This is a genomic window from Paenibacillus favisporus (assembly GCF_040545415.1).
GTDB lineage: Bacteria > Bacillota > Bacilli > Paenibacillales > Paenibacillaceae > Paenibacillus_AQ > Paenibacillus_AQ favisporus.
The window spans coordinates 380459-396591 of the sequence record NZ_JBEPLV010000006.1; the positions used below are offsets into that span (position 1 = coordinate 380459).

The window sequence follows — 16133 nt, forward strand, 5'->3', positions numbered from 1 at the left end:
TTGATCCAAGGATGTGATGCTTCGGAGACCTGGATTCCTTAAATCGCAAGAAAAGCTGCCATAGTACAACGGGTTGGCTTCCTTAGAATGACGCCGATAGACGTTTTTTACTTTTGATGGTTAAAAAAATGTTTTTTGGAGGGGGCTTTTTATTACGTTTTGGGCTCAAGGCGCCGACATAAAGTATAGCGGTTGCTTTGACGGAATAAAGCGCGCGAAAAGCGGCTTGAATATAGGCTTTACCCTGCGTAAAGCCCGGGGAGCGTTGGGATGAAAAGGCAATGGATTATTTTTATCATCGGCATGCTGCTGGTGCTGTTTCTGCCGGTGTACGCCGTATGGCAGCAGTTCGTGATGGACAGGCAGCCTACGGCGGTGGAAGGGGTTCTTGACCTTAGCAAGCTGGATCTCCGGCACCACGGAGCGATCAGCTTGAACGGGGAGTGGGAATTTTACCGGAGCCAGCTGCTGACTCCAAAGGATTTTGACCACAGCATCACCGTGAAGGAAGACGAGCGTCCAAGGCTGTCCGGGATGGCACGCCTGCCGGGCGCCTGGAACGATTATATAGCGGAGGACGGACAGCGAATGGCCGAGGGCTACGGGACGTTTCGCCTGATCGTTCAGGTCAAGCCAGGGCAAGCGCTGACGTACGGCCTGCAGACCAACAATATCCGTTCCGCCAGCCGGGTTTTCATGGGCGGTTACGAGATTGGAGCCAGCGGAAATCCTGGGCGTACCTCCGATGACGGCGTTCAGAATAACGTTCCCTTCTTGGGTTTTGCCACCCTTTCAGGCGGACGGATCGAAATTATCGTTCAGGTCGCCAATTACTTGTATACCACCGGCGGCGTATTTACGCCAATCCTGTTCGGGGAGCAGCACGCGATTATGCAGAGCAAGGAGATGTATTTGTTCGCCGACTGGATGACGATCGCCGGATTTTTTACCGCCGCCCTATATTTTCTCGGATTTCAGCAAATCCGCAAGAAGGAGCCGGCCTCCCTGCATCTGGGGTTGTTTTGTCTGACGGCGATTGGTTATGTCCTGCTGCACGGGGAGAAGCTGATCGCAGGCTTTTGGCCGGGCCTATCCTATGAGTGGGTCCTGAAGAGCCAGCTGATCATATCCGCACTGATCTACTATTTTTTATTAAAGTTTGTGTCCGCTTCGGTACGCGGCGGTGTTCATCCCATCGTCATGCGTTCTTACGCGTTTCTCGGCGGGGCATCCATCGCGGTTGCGATTATTTTCCCCAGTCTTTTGTTCTCCAAAATCGAACCCTTGCTGGTCGCCTTCTCAGCGTCATGCATTGCCTACATTATCGGCATCATGCTGCGGGACCTTCGCCGGCGGCGAAATTCGGGAGAATACCTGCTGACGATTCTCGGCATCATCAGCATCCTCATGGTTATTATCACCAACCTGCTCCCGTTGATCGGGGTCTACGAAGGCATGGTTTTTACTCCCGTAGAAATGCTGATCTTCGTCGTGACTCAGTCGGCCCTGCTCGCCCGGCGCTACGACCGGACGTTTAATGAAGTGGAGCAGCTGTCCCGCAGGCTCCTGACATTGGATGGTTTGAAAGATGAGTTTATGGCGAACACCTCCCATGAGCTGCGGACGCCTGTGCACGGAATGGTCAACATGGCCCAATCCTTGCTGGAAGGGGCCTCCGGGGAACTGAACCGGGAGCAGCGCGGCAATCTCAAGCTGATCATGACGACAGGGAAGCGGCTGACGCTCCTGATCAACGATATTTTGGATTTTGCCAAGCTGAAGAACGGGGAGATCGTCATGAGGAGGCAGCCCGTTGATTTGGCTTCGGTGACCGGTTCCGTGCTGGAGATCATCCGCAATCTCGCGGGGAGCAAACGAATCATGCTGGAGGAAAGCCTGCCGGAGGATCTGCCTTTCCTGCTGACGGACGAGGACCGTCTTCAGCAGATTTTGTTTAATCTCCTTGGCAATGCGGTGAAGAACACTTCCAGTGGAAGCATTCGGATTGCGGCCGGCAAACGGGGCGATGCCGTGCATATCTCAGTGGCCGACACCGGGATTGGCATAGCGGCGGAGCGGCTGGAGGCTATTTTCACCCCGTTCGATACGCTGGACATGCCGGAGGGGCACGAATCTTCCGGCACCGGCCTTGGGCTCAGCATTACCAAAAGACTCGTTGAGCTGAGCGGCGGCCGCATTTGGGTCGAATCGCAGCTGGGACGGGGCTCAACCTTTCATTTCACCGTTCCTGCCGCCGGTCCAAGACCGAAAACGGCAGATCGCGCAGCAGCCGGCATCTCTTCGGAACGCATCCGCGAGGAAACGGCTGTGGCACTGGCGCCTGCCGATCCGCAGATGCCTGATCACGGGGCGGAACGCGCCACCGTCCTGATGGTGGACGACGATCCCGTTAATCTTCAGGTGCTGCGCAATCTGCTGGCACTCGAGGGCTACCGGTTGATGACGGCCAGCAACGGGCAGGAAGCACTGGAAAAGATCCAGTCCGGGCAGTCGATCGATCTGGTCATTGCTGATTGGATGATGCCGGGCATGTCGGGCCTGGACCTGTGCCGAAGTGTGCGACGGCAGTTTTCCCTGTCGGCCCTTCCCATTCTTCTTCTGACGGCCAGAAGCCTGCCGGAGGATGTCCGCATCGGGCTGTCGGCCGGAGCGAACGATTTTCTGCGCAAGCCGGTTGATGCCGAAGAGCTGCGGGCCAGGGTCAGAACCCTGCTGGAGCTGCGCAGGTCGGTCCGGAACGCCATTTCTGCGGAAATGGCCTTTCTGCAGGCCCAGATTAAGCCGCATTTTCTGTATAATGCGCTGAATACGATGATCGCCCTGCTGCCTATCGACCCGGAGAAGACGGCGGAATTGCTTCACGAGCTCAGCCGATATTTGCGGGGGAGCTTCGATTTTCGCAACCGGGACCAGCTGACCGTCCTTCGCCAGGAGATGGCCTTGGTTACGTCCTACTTAAACCTGGAGAAGGCCCGGTTTGAGGACCGACTGCAGGTCGACTACGATATTCAGGCGGATATGAATCGTCTGGTGCCCCCGCTCACGATCCAGCCGATCGTTGAAAATGCGGTCAGGCATGGAATCATGCGCAAGGAAGAGGGCGGCAGGGTTCGGATATCGGTGCGAGAGCTGGAAGAGCGGGTGGAAATCACCGTTGAGGACAATGGGATTGGCATGACGCCGGAACGGATGGAAGCTGTGCGGGAAGGCAGAGCCGGGAACGGCGTAGGGCTGAAAAATATTAACGCCCGCCTGCTGACGCTGTTTGGCACAGAGCTTATGATCGACAGCGATCCGGAGCGGGGAACCGTGGTCCGGTTCCATGTGCCGAAGCAGAAACAGCGTGACTCTCGGATGACACAAGAGGAGGACAGGCATGAGAGCGATATTGGTCGATGACGAAAATCCGGCGCTGCTTCAGTTGGAGCGGCTGATTCAAGGGGACGGGCGAATCGAGATCGCCGGCAAATTTACGCAGGTACGGGCGGCACTGGAGCATGCCGAGGGGATTCCGGTGGACATCGCGTTTCTGGATATCGAGATGCCCGGTCTGAACGGGCTGGAGGCGGCGGAACGCCTGCACGCTATGCATCCCGGCATTCAGGTGGTGTTTGTGACAGCGTACAATCAGTACGCGATTGAAGCGTTCGAGGTAAACGCGATCGACTATCTGCTGAAGCCGGTCGATCCCGAGCGGTTTGCCAAAACCGTGAGCCGGCTCGAGGCGCGGTTGGCGCCCCATCAGCAGACGGCGGCACCTGTCCTTGTCCGGGAGGATCCCCAAATCATTTGCTTTAAGCGGATTGAGGTATTGGATGGCACGGGGAGCAGCAGCCGGCTCAAATGGCGGACGCAGAAAGCGCAGGAGCTGTTCGCCCTGCTGGTGCATCACCGCAACCGGTGGGTCGCGAAGGACCAGATTTTGATGACCCTATGGCCGGAACTCTCCGCCGATAAGGCGGTGACCCAGCTGCATACTTCCGTGTACCAGGTCCGCAAAATGCTGAAAGCCTGGGGACTGGGCTCCACCGTGGATTACTCCCATGAGAGCTATTGTCTGGTACAGCGGGAAGTCGAGGTGGACGTAGACCGGTTCTTAAGGGATACCGCGATGGAAGAAATCCGTGACCTGCGCGACTTGCAGCGCCTGCAGAGCGGACTGGCCCAATATCAGGGCGACTATCTTGAGGAGCATGATTACGGCTGGGCGATGTCGGCCCGCGAGGAGCTTCGGCGCCAATTCGTGCGCTCCAGCCTGCTGGCCGCCGAATATGAACAAGCCGTCGGACAGGCGCGCAGGGCGCTGGACCGGCTGCTGGGCCTGCAGAGCGTCGAACCTTTTTCGGATGAGGTATGCCGGAAGGTTCTGCTCAGTTACCTTCAGGCCGGCGAAACAGGCGAGGCCCAGAGGCATTACGATGCGTTTGTACGGGTCCTGTCCGAGGAGCTGGACGCTGAGCCGGAGACGGAGACGGTGATGCTGGCGGAGCAAATTTTCTAGCCGTACAAGTACACCTCACCTCCCGACCAATATAGGCGCACCCAATGACCAGGTTGTATGAATCGCCCAGTTGATGTCCCCTTCGGGAGCACAGCTTACGGCAGCTGTGATATGTTAGAACCAAGGAGGGATCGGCAATGGTGGGTTTTCAGGAGCAGGAGCTGCAGGAATGGATCCGTTATTTTGAAAATAAAAACAATTCCTTCTGCACATGGGCCGGAGGCACCCAAAGCGAGGAAGGCGTGATAACGATGCCTTATCCGGTATACGACGCCGGTGTCCGGCGCTTCATCGCAGCCGTCAGCGGCAGTGGACTGATGATGAAGGATTATTTGCAGCTGCTCGAGAAGGGGGATGCTCTTGCGCCGGAAGCGATCAGCAGACTGGAGATGCCCCGGGATATGGAATTGCTGCGGGCGGCGCTGACCTATTTCGTCCGGCAGGAACGCTTTTGCGACGGGTTATGGGAGAAGGCGATCCGGGAAGGCATTTTCCTGAGCATTTTGTATAAGCTGCGGGAGGCTGAGCGGGGATCAAGGCCGGGAACCTAACGGAGGGAACGACGGGACTATCCGAAAAACATACGCTGGAATAGAAAAAGCGGCCCATCCGGCCGCCTTTCTTTTTTTAAACTCACTTCCGGGCTTGCGATAATTTTATCGCTTAAATGTCCCCAGTCTACTCTGATGGGATTTTTCCTTTTACCTGCTTTAACGTCGCTACGATCAGAAAACTGACGATCACCAATAAAAGCCATGAGCTCACTTTTCCAAGATGAACGAGACTCCAGGCCTCGGCCTGGTTAGGGTATTGCCATGCGCCAAAGAACGTGGCGATATTTTCTGCGATCCAAATAAAAAATCCGATAAGCACAAAGGACAGGGCAAGCGGCATACGGTAACGCGTTCCGTTCACCTCATATTGAACCCAGGACCGCCAAAAGACAAGGATGACAAGCCCGGACAACCACCAACGGACATCAATCCAGAAATGGTGTATGAAAAAATTTAAGTAGATCGCAGCCGCAAGGGGGATAACGACCGCAAACGGCGGCCAATTCATCAGTTCAACCTTGAGCCTTCTCCACGCCTGGCAAAGATAACTCGCTACGCTGGCATACATGAACCCGCTGTATAAAGGGACTCCGAATATTTTGAAATATCCTTCTCCCGGGTATGACCAAGAGCCCATATGTACCTTGAAAAGTTCAAGAGCCAGCCCGATCAGATGGAACATCGTGATCACCTTGAGTTCGTCCCGTGTTTCGAGTCCGGAGCGAACCATCCACCACTGCATCAGCAGGCAAATGATCAGCAGCCAGTCATACCTGGGCAGAAAGGGGAGGGGGAAGATTTTCGTCAAAGCCAAGGAGGCAAAAATCACGACAGGGAACAAACAGGATAAAGCCTGCTCCCAACCGAATCGAACGAGCTGCTTGAACGCTCTGATGACCGGTGACTCCATCATTCGGCTATGATCCATCATGTTCTTCATCACTCCGATACTCTAAAATGTCTCCGGGTTGGCAATCCAACGCCTTACAAATTGCCTCTAACGTCGATAATCGAATCGCTTTCGCCTTCCCGTTCTTCAATATAGACAGGTTAGCCATGGTGATTCCTACCCGTTCCGACAGCTCGGTTACGCTCATCTTCCTTTTCGCCAGCATTACATCGATATTGATTACGATAGCCATTGTTTTCACCTCAGACCGTTAAGTCATTTTCCGATTTGATATCGATCGCTTCTTTCAAAAGCCTCTGAAGAACAGCAGCAAAGAAAGCGATCACCATGGATGCAAAAATAATGACCAGTCCGATTAAAATGACACCCGGAGCGTCGTCTGCCTCCGCAATCAGATATAGAAGGGGTAAGCCGGCCACATACAAAATACTGATGGCGACCGCACAGTATTTGATATTCTTTAGCGCTCTTACGGACAACTCCGAGAAGGCTTCATTTCTGTCGATATAAATCAACAGTCTGAAGGATTGATACAGAGCGAGGTAAAAAGGGACTGCCGATGCATACAAGTCAACAAACACGAGATATTTGAGATAGGTATGATCCGGATACAATTCTGCTGCGAAATTCGCGATTCCCGGCACCACAAAGATGCACAAAGCAAGGATCGGCATTCCGATCAGAAACACAGCCACCTTTAAGAAGAGAGTCGACACCCGTTTCATAAAAACACCTCTTAATCATTATTGTTCCTCGAATTTAGCACATCATTTATCGTTTTACAATAAATAATTAATGAATAATATTATCATTTTGTTGTTAGTCGAGTTAAGGATCTCCCCGAACGATGGATGTATAACAAAAAAAGCCATGTTTGCTCATGGCGTCTTGATGGCGGTTATTTGTGCCTCCCATATTGCTTTGCATAAGATAGGGTTCGATGGTATAACTTTTTGTCTTTTAAAAATTTTAGCGGATAAATTTGGGGCCGTGTATTGACCTCCAATATCCACAGCTTCTCCTTGTTGTCCACCGCTACATCCAAACCCAGTTCCTGAAATCCTTTGAGATGGCGGTCAAAATTTTTCGCTACCGAAACTCCTAACTGCTTCAGCGCTTCTTCCGTACTTTGAATGGAGGCCGAATGAAATCCTGCGCCTGTCAGCGTTGGCTGAAATAAACCGAGGCTTCCTCCCTGGTTGTAGTTCGTTGCAATCTTTCCAGGACTCCCGATTTTCGCGAAGACGGCCGTACTGATCCACTCCCCTTTTTTCGTTTTCTGCACCATCACGCGAATATCGAACAGCTTTCCGTTCGTTTTTGCTAATTGGATCCCCTTCTGTAACAAATACGGCCTTTTGTTAGAAAAGCGGGAAAGCATATGATATAGCTCGTCAGCTGTTGCGAAGAAGGATTTTTCTTTCTTGAATTGGGTTTGGTACCCATTGTTCTTTTTATTGATCCGAATAATGCCCGCCCCGCCGGAACCATGTGTTGGTTTGAAGTAAACGGTTGAATATTTGGAAAGCATGGAGAACAGGTTTTTTCTATCAAAAGTTGCCGTGTGGGGGACATGTTTCCGTAAATTGCCCTGCTCCAATAACCAATTCGTTTTCTTCCATTTATCGCTGATCGAGCTGCTTTTGTACTTAGCCATACATACCACCACCTTCCTGACCTAACATATGAATGTAGAGATGTGCTTGCAACGATATCTGTCTATTGTGGCGATAAGAACGGAAAAGGTTAAAGTTCTATCCGCTAGATAGATTGAACTAAAGTTTTCCATTGAACTTCCTGTTATAACGGCCCAATATGGCCCTATAACATTCATTTCTTTAGTTCATTCTATATAGCAGATCAAAAAAGGCGGCTCATTCCGCCGCCCCTTCGCCCATTATATGAAATGGCGTTCTTTAAAAATCCGTTTTGCCTCGAATACCGCGTTCAGCACCCGGGGAAAGCCGGTGTACGGCGCGCATTGGATGATGGCTTCCACAATTTCGCCGGCGGTCAGCCCGACATTCAGCCCGGCGTTGATATGCACGTTCAGCTGCGCTTCGCATCCCCCTTGCGTCGTCAGGGAAGCGATCGTAATCAGTTCGCGCTGCCTCAGGTCCAGCCCCTCCCGTGAATAAATGTCGCCAAAGGTAAATTCGATGATGTATTTCCCTAGGTCCGGGGCGATATCGCTGAGCGAGTCCATAACACGCTGCCCGCCGTCGCCATCGACCTCCAGCAGCTTTTCCCATCCGCGTTCGTAACGTTCGTTTGTCATTGTTTATGACCTCCTGAAATGATGTTTTAACCGCTTCGTGAGTTATATGCTACAGCTTTGAGCGCGCTCTAAAGCAAGGCTTTTTTTGCATGGGATTTTGCCATTCCAAGGAGACGCAAGGAATTAAAGCAGATCGAAGCATAGGGCCTGCTATGCATAGGGGATTTAGTGATATAATGCAGCCATGGAGAACCAATACACGATTCAGCAGATTTCCCAAAAAACCGGTCTGTCCGTGCATACGCTGCGTTACTACGAGCGGATTGGCTTGTTGGAAGGGATACCCCGGGATGAGCACGGTTACCGCCTGTACCGGGAGTTCGATTTGTTATGGGTTGAATTTTTGATGCGGTTAAGGGGAACGGGAATGCCGATCAGCGGGATGAAGCGGTTTTCGGACCTGCGGAGCGAAGGCGATTCCACGATAACGGAAAGGCGGGAAATGCTGGAGGCCCACCAGGCGCACATTCATGAGCAAATGCGGGTGCTCCGGGATCATTTGCGAAGTATTGACGACAAGATCGATCATTACAAAGGGATGGAAAAAGAACAAAACCAGGCGGTGCCACCCAAAGTGCCGCCCGGCAAATGAGCAGGAAGAGGCCGTGCCGGCCTCTTTTTGTTGTCTGCACCATATCGTTCATTCGAGGGAATACACTAAATTTCATTCCGAGGTAGTACACTAAATCTCATTTCTAGGTAATACGCGAACGGAAATTCTTAGGCTCCCTTTGCGGCGACTGCCTATTTGCCTCCTATATCCTTAAATCTCCTTTGTCCGTCCCGCATCCGTGCTCGTTTTAGTCTGCTGCGGAGACAAACGATATTAATGATTTTATGTAAACTTAACTAAAATAGTTAATATTAGTTTACATAGTTCATTCTACGCGCTATAATCTCCTTGTAAATGAGAAGACGAGGAGGAATTGGCATGAAATCGATTTTGATTACGGGTGCTTCATCAGGTATTGGAAAAGCGGCGGCACAGTTTTTTCAGCAGCAGGGGTGGAACGTCATTGCGACGATGCGTTCGCCGGAACAGGAAACCGGGCTGCGGTCCTTGGAGCGGGTGCTGGTGACCCGTTTGGACGTAGAGCGGAAGGAAACCATCGAGGCGGCGATAGCAGAGGGGATGGACCGGTTTGGGCGGATCGATGTCCTGCTGAACAACGCGGGTTATGCGGCATTCGGCGCTTTTGAAGCGGCGACGGACGCCCAAGTACGTAAACAGTTTGATGTTAACGTCCATGGCGTGATGCAGACGACCCGGGCGCTTCTTCCTCATTTCCGGACCCAGGGCGGCGGAACGGTGATCAACGTCTCGTCAGCCGGCGGCAGGGTGGCTTTCCCGCTGCTGTCGTTGTACCACGCGAGCAAGTGGGCGGTGGAAGGCTTCTCCGAATCGCTCTACTATGAGCTGGCTGAGCTCAACATCCGGGTGAAGCTCGTGGAGCCGGGCAACGTGGCGACGGATTTTACCGGACGTTCGCTGGATGTGCTGAAGGACGATTCGCTGGAGGCGTACGCAGCCTATACCGGCACCGTTATGAAAAAACAGCTGGAGAGCTTCGAAACCCAGTCGTCCACACCAGAGCACATCGCAAAGACGATCTACGAGGCGGCGGTCGATCCTTCTCCCCGGTTCCGGTATATCGCCGGTCCGGACGCCGAGTTCCTGCTGGACTTGCGCAGCAGGGTGCCGGAGGAGGAATTTATGGCTGGTATTGCTCAGCAGTTCCGGTGATAGGGGGGCTCACCCCCGAGTGCTGAAGTATGGGTTTCGCTGCTAATCTCTTCGAATCAGCTAGATAACCAAAAGAGGCGTGCCGTAAGGCCACACGCCTCTTTTTTTGTTTCCCCCCACAAGCTGGGGATTTTATAAGGTCACGAGCGAAGGCGTTGTGCTGGTGGCGGCGATCGTGAAACAAATGGCCAGCAGTTAAAGTGAGGAGACGAGGTCAGTCTCCTCAAGCCCCTCAGAGGCAGCAGTCCCCGCCACCTGAACTCCAAAGAGGGAAAGCATATGGGGTGGAAAGTCTACGTGCCGCCTTTGAAGCCGTGTTCCCACCTCCTTGTCTCATCAAGGAACACGGCTTCAACAGCGGCTGGAACACCAAATGCGTCCCTCCCCGAGCGCTGAGGTGTGGGTTTCGTTGCTGCTCCTTCGAATCAGCTAGATGACCGAAAGAGGCGTGCCGTAAGGAGACACGCCTCTTTTTTGCATCCCCCCACAAGCTGGGGATTTTTAAAGGTCACGAGTGGGGGAGTAGTGCTAACGGCAGTAACCGTAGGAGAAACAATTGGCTAAGCAGCAGTGAGAAGCAGATAGGGGCGTTTTAGCAGCTACCCCAAGAGGCAGCAGTCCCTGCCACCTGAACTCCAAAGAGGGAAAGCATATGGGGTGGAAAGTCTACGTGCCGCCTTTGAAGCCGTGTTCCCACCTCCTTGTCTCATCAAGGAACACGGCTTCAACAGCGGCTGGAGCCCCAAATGCGTCCCTCCCCGAGCGCTGAAGTATGGGTTTCGTTACGACTTCTTAGAGGAGACCAGCAGCCAACCAGAAAGAGGCGTGCCATAAGGCGACACGCCTCTTTTTTGCATCCCCCCACAAGCTGGGGATTTTATAAGGTCACGAGCAAAGGCGTTGTGCTGGTGCGGTAACCGAAGGAGAAACAATTGGCTAAGCAGCAGTGAGAAGCAGATAGGGGCGTTTTAGCAGCTACCCCAAGAGGCAGCAGTTCCCACCACCTGAACTCCAAAGAGGGAAAGCATATGGGGTGGAAAGTCTACGTGCCGCCTTTGAAGCCGTGTTCCCACCTCTTCATCTCATCAAGGAACACGGCTTCAACAGCGGCTGGAACCCCAAATGCGTCCCTCCCCCGAGCACAAAAGTCTGGGTTTCGTTACGGCTTCTTCGAGGCGCCCCGGTCCCAAAGATGATGCACCGCTGTTTGGGTTTCGTTGCTGCTCCTTCGAATCGACCCAATGATCCCATCGCAGATGCGGCATAAGGGCTTCTGTCCTTTTTATCAATCAACGCCCCCAACCTTAAAAAATAACCAGCCCACCCCTGTTCATGCCAAGCATCCCCCACCCCTCCGCCATTACTATGAAAAATAAGCACAGCTATACGACGTGCGTAAAAGGAGGACCGATATGTCGACGATCAAAACGGAAGCGGCCGAGCTGACGCCCCCAGGCGTGGTCCGAAGGCCGGGAAGGGGCGGCGGACTGATCCACCTCATGTGGAAGTACAAGGCGCTGTACGTGATTTCCCTTCCCGGGATCGTGTATTTTCTCATCTTCAAGTACATTCCGCTGGGCGGCTCGATCATCGCGTTTCAGGATTACAACATTTTTAAGGGCTTCACGGGCAGCGAGTGGGTGGGCTTCGCCAACTTTACGATGATGTTCCAGCATTACGACTTTTTGAGGATCTTGAAAAATACACTGCTCATCGGGCTCTACGACCTGATCATTGCGTTTCCGGCCCCGATCATTCTGGCCCTGCTGCTCAACGAGCTGAGGCTGGTCGTGTTCAAAAGGGTCATCCAAACCGTGGTGTATATGCCGCACTTTCTGTCCTGGGTCGTCATCGCCGGCATGTCCGTGGCCATTTTGTCCCCGTCCACGGGCATCTTGAACCAGCTGCTCGGACTGTTCGGCATCGAGCCGGTGTACTTCCTCGGCGACAACGCCTACATCCGCAGCGTACTGGTCGGCTCGGGCATTTGGCGGGACATGGGATACGGCACGATCCTGTACCTGGCCGCCCTGGCGGGAATCAATCCGGACCTGTACGAAGCGGCCGAGATCGACGGGGCGAACCGGTGGAAGCAAACGCTCCGGATCACGCTGCCGGCGCTCCTGCCGACGATCATGATTTTGTTCCTGCTGCACATCGGCAAGTTCCTCGACTTCGGCTTTGAGCGGGTGTGGGTGTTCCTGAACGCGCTCAATACGGAAAACGGGGAAATTCTCGACACGTACATTTACCGCTCCGGCCTCCTGTCGCAGCAGTACAGCTACACGACGGCGGTGGGATTGTTCAAATCGGTGGTGGGGCTGGTGCTGGTCCTGACCGGCAACCTGCTCAGCAAGAAAACGACGGGCGAAGGCCTGTACTAGAAGGGAGGAACGACGGTTGCACCGAATGATGTCTAGGAGCTATCAACTATTCAACGCGTTCAACATCCTGTTCATGTGCCTGCTCGGGCTCGCCATGTTCCTGCCGTTTCTGAACGTCATCGCCCAGTCCTTCAGCTCGTCGGAAGCGGTCACGTCGGGCAAGGTGACGTTCTGGCCGGTGGACGCTACGACGATCAACTACCGGTACGTGTTCAGTGACGCGTCAATATGGCGCGCGTTCGCGGTATCCGTCTTCATCACGGTGGCCGGAACGCTGATCAACCTGGTGGCGACGGCAACGCTGGCTTACCCGGTGTCCCGCGAGGAGTATGTCGGGCGCAAGCTGATCATGCTGATGGTGCTGATCACGATGATTTTCAGCGCGCCGCTGATTCCGAACTTTTTGCTGATGAAAAATCTGCATTTGATGAATACCCCGTGGGCCATGATTTTGCCCGGTGCGATCAGCGCGTTTAACTTTTTCGTGATGCATTCGTTCTTCAAGCAGCTGCCCGCGGAAGTCATCGATTCCGCCCGTATCGACGGCTGCGGGGAGGTTCGCATCCTGATGAAGATGGTGGTGCCGCTCTCCAAGCCGGTGATGGCCTCGCTCGGCATTTTTTACGCGGTGGGACATTGGAACGCCTATATGAACGCACTGTATTACATTGATCAGCCGAAGTGGTGGCCGCTGCAGGTGCTGCTGAAAAAGATGTTCGAGACCGACGATCTCAGCATGGACCCCGGCGCCTCGCAGTTCAGCGAGCTGGCGTTTACCTCCCCGGAGGGGATCAAAATGGCGACCATTGTCATCGCGACGCTGCCGATCATTTTACTGTATCCGTTCCTGCAGAAGCATTTTGTGAAAGGGCTTACACTAGGTGCGGTCAAATCTTAAAAATGAACTACCCGAACTGAAGTTGCCACCTCACGGTCGGGCAAACGTTAAGGATACAATCAACTTGCCAAATCCAACAAAGAGCATACACAAGAGCAATCAAAGCGGGGAAAGAGGGGATACGATGAAAAAATGGGTAAGCCTGATGCTGGCCACCGTAATGACGGCATCTCTGCTCGCCGGGTGCGGCGGCAAGGACAATGATTCATCCGCCAGCGGCAAGGATGCGGGGACGAGCACGGAGGACAACGGGGTCACCAAGTTTTCGATTTCGCTGCGGACGCTCAATTTCGGCCATGTGGAAAAATCGCCGGATATCAACGCGGATAAGTGGGTGAAGAAGCTGGAGGAGCTGACGAACACCGACATGGACATCCGCCTGGTTCCGCACAGCGAATACGACCAGAAGATGGCGCAGATGTTTGCCACGGGCGACATTCCGGACGTGGTACAGGGCCAGGGCGGCGTCACCGGGAAAGAGATGGCGGGGTCGGTGGAGGCCGGGGTCTTTATGCCGCTGGACGACCTGCTGCAGAAGTACGGGCAGAACCTGCTGCAAAAAATCCCGAAAGAAGCCTGGAATCGCATGACCTATGAAGGTAAAATCTATGGTATTCCGGAGTGGCTCGGCAACCCTTCCCGCCGCGCGACCTGGATCCGCAAGGATCTGCTGGACAAAGCAGGCCTGCCGGTGCCGAAGACGATCGACGATTTTATGGAAGTGCTGCGCGCTTTTAAAAAGATGGGCGTCGAAAATCCCTACATGGGCCGTCAGGACTTCAAATATGCGGATACGGTCTTCGGAGCGTACGATGTTTTCCCTTATTTAAGCCAGTTTGAGGAAGTGGACGGTCAGGTGCAGCCCAAATTTTTCGATGCAGACAATATGATGAAAGCGCTGTCCACCTACAAGACGATGTATGACGAAGGGCTGATCAACAAGGAATTTGCCACGATCAACCCGACGACATTCAAGAACACGATCCTGTCCGGAAAAGCCGGCATCTGGTCGATGAACGCCAACGAGCTGCTTCAATGGCAGACCCAGCTTCAGGATACGGTTCCCGACGCGAAGCTCGAAGTGATTCCCTCCCCGACCGGACCGGACGGCAAGGGCGGATATTATTTGTACGGCGACGTAAACCGTTCTTATTTCATTAATGCCAAATACGAACATCCGGAGAAAATCATCCAATTCCTCGACTGGATGGTATCGGATGAAGCCGAGAAGTTTTTTACCTTTGGTGTCGAGGGCGAAACATACACGATGGACGGGGACAAAATCAACTACAAGCAGCCGACCGACTCCAAAGCGGTTGACGAGGAGCGCTACCGCCAATCCTTCCTGTGGCTCGTGCAGGACACGACGTACAACAAGGGATCGCTCAGCCTGACGGAAGACGGGCGCAAGCTGATGGGCGTGTTCGATAACATTCTGGCGAACGAGGGCCGTGACGGCTTCGAATTCGACCCTAGATTGGAAGCGCTTAAAAAGAACCCGGACATCACTCCGCTTTCGGATACGCCGCCGCCTGTGCTCGTGACCCACATGGTCAAAATGGTCTACGGCCAGGAGCCGATCGAAAATTGGCCGAAGGTGATCGAGGAATGGAAGTCCAAGGGCGGCAATGCCGTACTGAAGGAAGCCAATGAACGCTACCAGAAAAAAGAGGGGATCTTCCTGCCGCGGAAGTAGGAATTGGCGGTTGTTCACCTGCTAGAGATATTGGGGCGGCGACCTGCACCGGTTCCCGCCGCCCAGAAACGAATTCTGAATACGAAATCGAAAGGAGCTCTTGAGGATGTATCGGATTTTGCTCGTTGACGATGAACCTATGATTCTGAAAGGACTAAGCGTATTCATTCAGCAGTCCGGGATCCGGATTTCATCCATCCGGCTCGCCGCCAACGGGCGCGAGGCGCTGCAGGCGATCGGGGAGGAGCTCCCCGATTTCGTGTTTACGGATATCCGGATGCCGGTCATGGACGGCCTGTCCCTGTGTGAGGCCATCGCCAAGCAGGAGTACCCGGTGCAGACGGTGGTCGTATCCGGTTATGGCGATTTCTCCTATGCCCAGGCCTGTATGGCTTTCGGCGTCAGGGAATACCTGCTGAAGCCGGTGGCCAAACGGGAGCTTGCGGATACGCTGCGGCGCCTGGTGCAGCGCGCCGAGAAGCAGAAGCCGGCCTCCGCCTACCTCTCTGTCGCCAAGATGGATGCGTGGCTGGAGCGGTTTGACCAGGCTATTTACTATATGAACCGCAGCCAGGTTCAGGAGCTGCTGGAGGAGTGGCGGAGGGAGACTTCCGCTTTTCAGCTTCAGGAGCGGCAAAAGGCCGAAATGCTGGAGGAATTTCACGGCCTGCTCGTTAAGAAGCTGAGAGCCAGGGAGATGAACATCGAACTGGACGACAGCCTGGAGCTCGGCCCGGACTCCACCGGGGAAGAGGCCTTCGGACGGTTCGCCGAGCGGATCGGCCAGACGCTGGACCGCCTGTACCGGAAGCGGAAAGGGAAATGGAAAGACCCGATCGAGGAAGCCAAGCATTACATCGAGCGCAATTTGGCCAGCGAGGTGTCGCTGGAGGAAGTAGCGGATCAGCTGGGGCTGCATCCGAATTACTTCAGCGTCATGTTCAAGCAGGCGACGGGGGAGACCTTCGTCCAGTACCGCACGAAGCGGCGCATGGAATACGCCAAGCGGATGCTCGGCGAGGAATCGCACCGGATCACCGACATTTCATACGCGGTTGGATATGCCGACCATTCCAACTTCACGAAAACCTTCAAGAAATACGAAGGCATCTCGCCTTCGGAATACCGGCAGCGGCTGGGGATCTGA

14 protein-coding genes are annotated in these 16133 nt (G+C 54.0%); 9 read left to right on the forward strand and 5 right to left on the reverse strand.

The window, feature by feature from the left end; all coding sequences use genetic code 11:
- The first annotated feature begins 270 nt into the window (after positions 1-270).
- From ABID47_RS25715 to ABID47_RS25725, 3 genes are all read left to right on the forward strand, one after another.
- Complete coding sequence (locus tag ABID47_RS25715; RefSeq protein WP_354501026.1) at positions 271-3420, forward strand: ATP-binding protein; 3150 nt, start codon at positions 271-273, stop codon at positions 3418-3420.
- On the forward strand, positions 3398-4522 hold the full coding sequence (locus tag ABID47_RS25720) for a response regulator (protein ID WP_354501028.1): 1125 nt from the start codon (positions 3398-3400) through the stop codon (positions 4520-4522). Before ABID47_RS25715 ends, ABID47_RS25720 begins: the two co-directional genes overlap by 23 nt.
- A gap of 137 nt (positions 4523-4659) precedes the next feature.
- On the forward strand, positions 4660-5073 hold the full coding sequence (locus tag ABID47_RS25725) for a DUF6508 domain-containing protein (RefSeq protein ID WP_354501030.1): 414 nt from the start codon (positions 4660-4662) through the stop codon (positions 5071-5073).
- Positions 5074-5200: 127 nt separating this feature from the next.
- Here the strand turns inward: ABID47_RS25725 and ABID47_RS25730 are convergent, their stop codons facing one another.
- From ABID47_RS25730 to ABID47_RS25750, 5 genes are all read right to left on the reverse strand, one after another.
- Complete coding sequence (locus tag ABID47_RS25730; protein WP_354501231.1) at positions 5201-5971, reverse strand: DUF817 domain-containing protein; 771 nt, start codon at positions 5969-5971, stop codon at positions 5201-5203.
- Positions 5972-5993: 22 nt separating this feature from the next.
- On the reverse strand, positions 5994-6218 hold the full coding sequence (locus tag ABID47_RS25735) for a helix-turn-helix domain-containing protein (protein ID WP_105441995.1): 225 nt from the start codon (positions 6216-6218) through the stop codon (positions 5994-5996).
- 10 nt (positions 6219-6228) lie between these two features.
- Complete coding sequence (locus ABID47_RS25740) at positions 6229-6711, reverse strand: DUF2975 domain-containing protein (RefSeq protein ID WP_354501032.1); 483 nt, start codon at positions 6709-6711, stop codon at positions 6229-6231.
- A 173-nt stretch (positions 6712-6884) separates the two neighbouring features.
- Entirely contained in the window at positions 6885-7643 is a 759-nt protein-coding gene (locus tag ABID47_RS25745) for a YheC/YheD family protein (RefSeq protein WP_354501034.1), read from the reverse strand.
- Positions 7644-7883: 240 nt separating this feature from the next.
- Positions 7884-8264, reverse strand: coding sequence for a carboxymuconolactone decarboxylase family protein (locus ABID47_RS25750; protein ID WP_354501036.1), 381 nt, complete (start codon positions 8262-8264; stop codon positions 7884-7886).
- A 184-nt stretch (positions 8265-8448) separates the two neighbouring features.
- Here ABID47_RS25750 and ABID47_RS25755 point away from each other — a divergent pair, with 184 nt between their 5' ends.
- The 6 genes from ABID47_RS25755 (at position 8449) to ABID47_RS25780 (ending at position 16133) form a co-directional block, all read left to right on the forward strand.
- A complete protein-coding gene (locus tag ABID47_RS25755; RefSeq protein WP_354501037.1) occupies positions 8449-8856 on the forward strand; it encodes a MerR family transcriptional regulator in 408 nt (135 codons plus the stop codon).
- Positions 8857-9195: 339 nt separating this feature from the next.
- Positions 9196-10008, forward strand: coding sequence for an SDR family oxidoreductase (locus ABID47_RS25760; protein ID WP_354501039.1), 813 nt, complete (start codon positions 9196-9198; stop codon positions 10006-10008).
- Positions 10009-11420: 1412 nt separating this feature from the next.
- Positions 11421-12392, forward strand: coding sequence for an ABC transporter permease (locus ABID47_RS25765; RefSeq protein WP_354501041.1), 972 nt, complete (start codon positions 11421-11423; stop codon positions 12390-12392).
- Positions 12393-12417: 25 nt separating this feature from the next.
- A complete protein-coding gene (locus tag ABID47_RS25770; protein WP_354501233.1) occupies positions 12418-13290 on the forward strand; it encodes a carbohydrate ABC transporter permease in 873 nt (290 codons plus the stop codon).
- Positions 13291-13414: 124 nt separating this feature from the next.
- The gene (locus ABID47_RS25775) at positions 13415-14986 is read left to right on the forward strand and encodes an extracellular solute-binding protein (protein WP_354501043.1); all 1572 of its coding nucleotides are present in this window, start codon (positions 13415-13417) and stop codon (positions 14984-14986) included.
- Between the two features lie 106 nt (positions 14987-15092).
- Positions 15093-16133 (forward strand): response regulator transcription factor, encoded by a 1041-nt coding sequence (locus ABID47_RS25780; RefSeq protein ID WP_354501045.1) that lies wholly within the window; start codon positions 15093-15095, stop codon positions 16131-16133.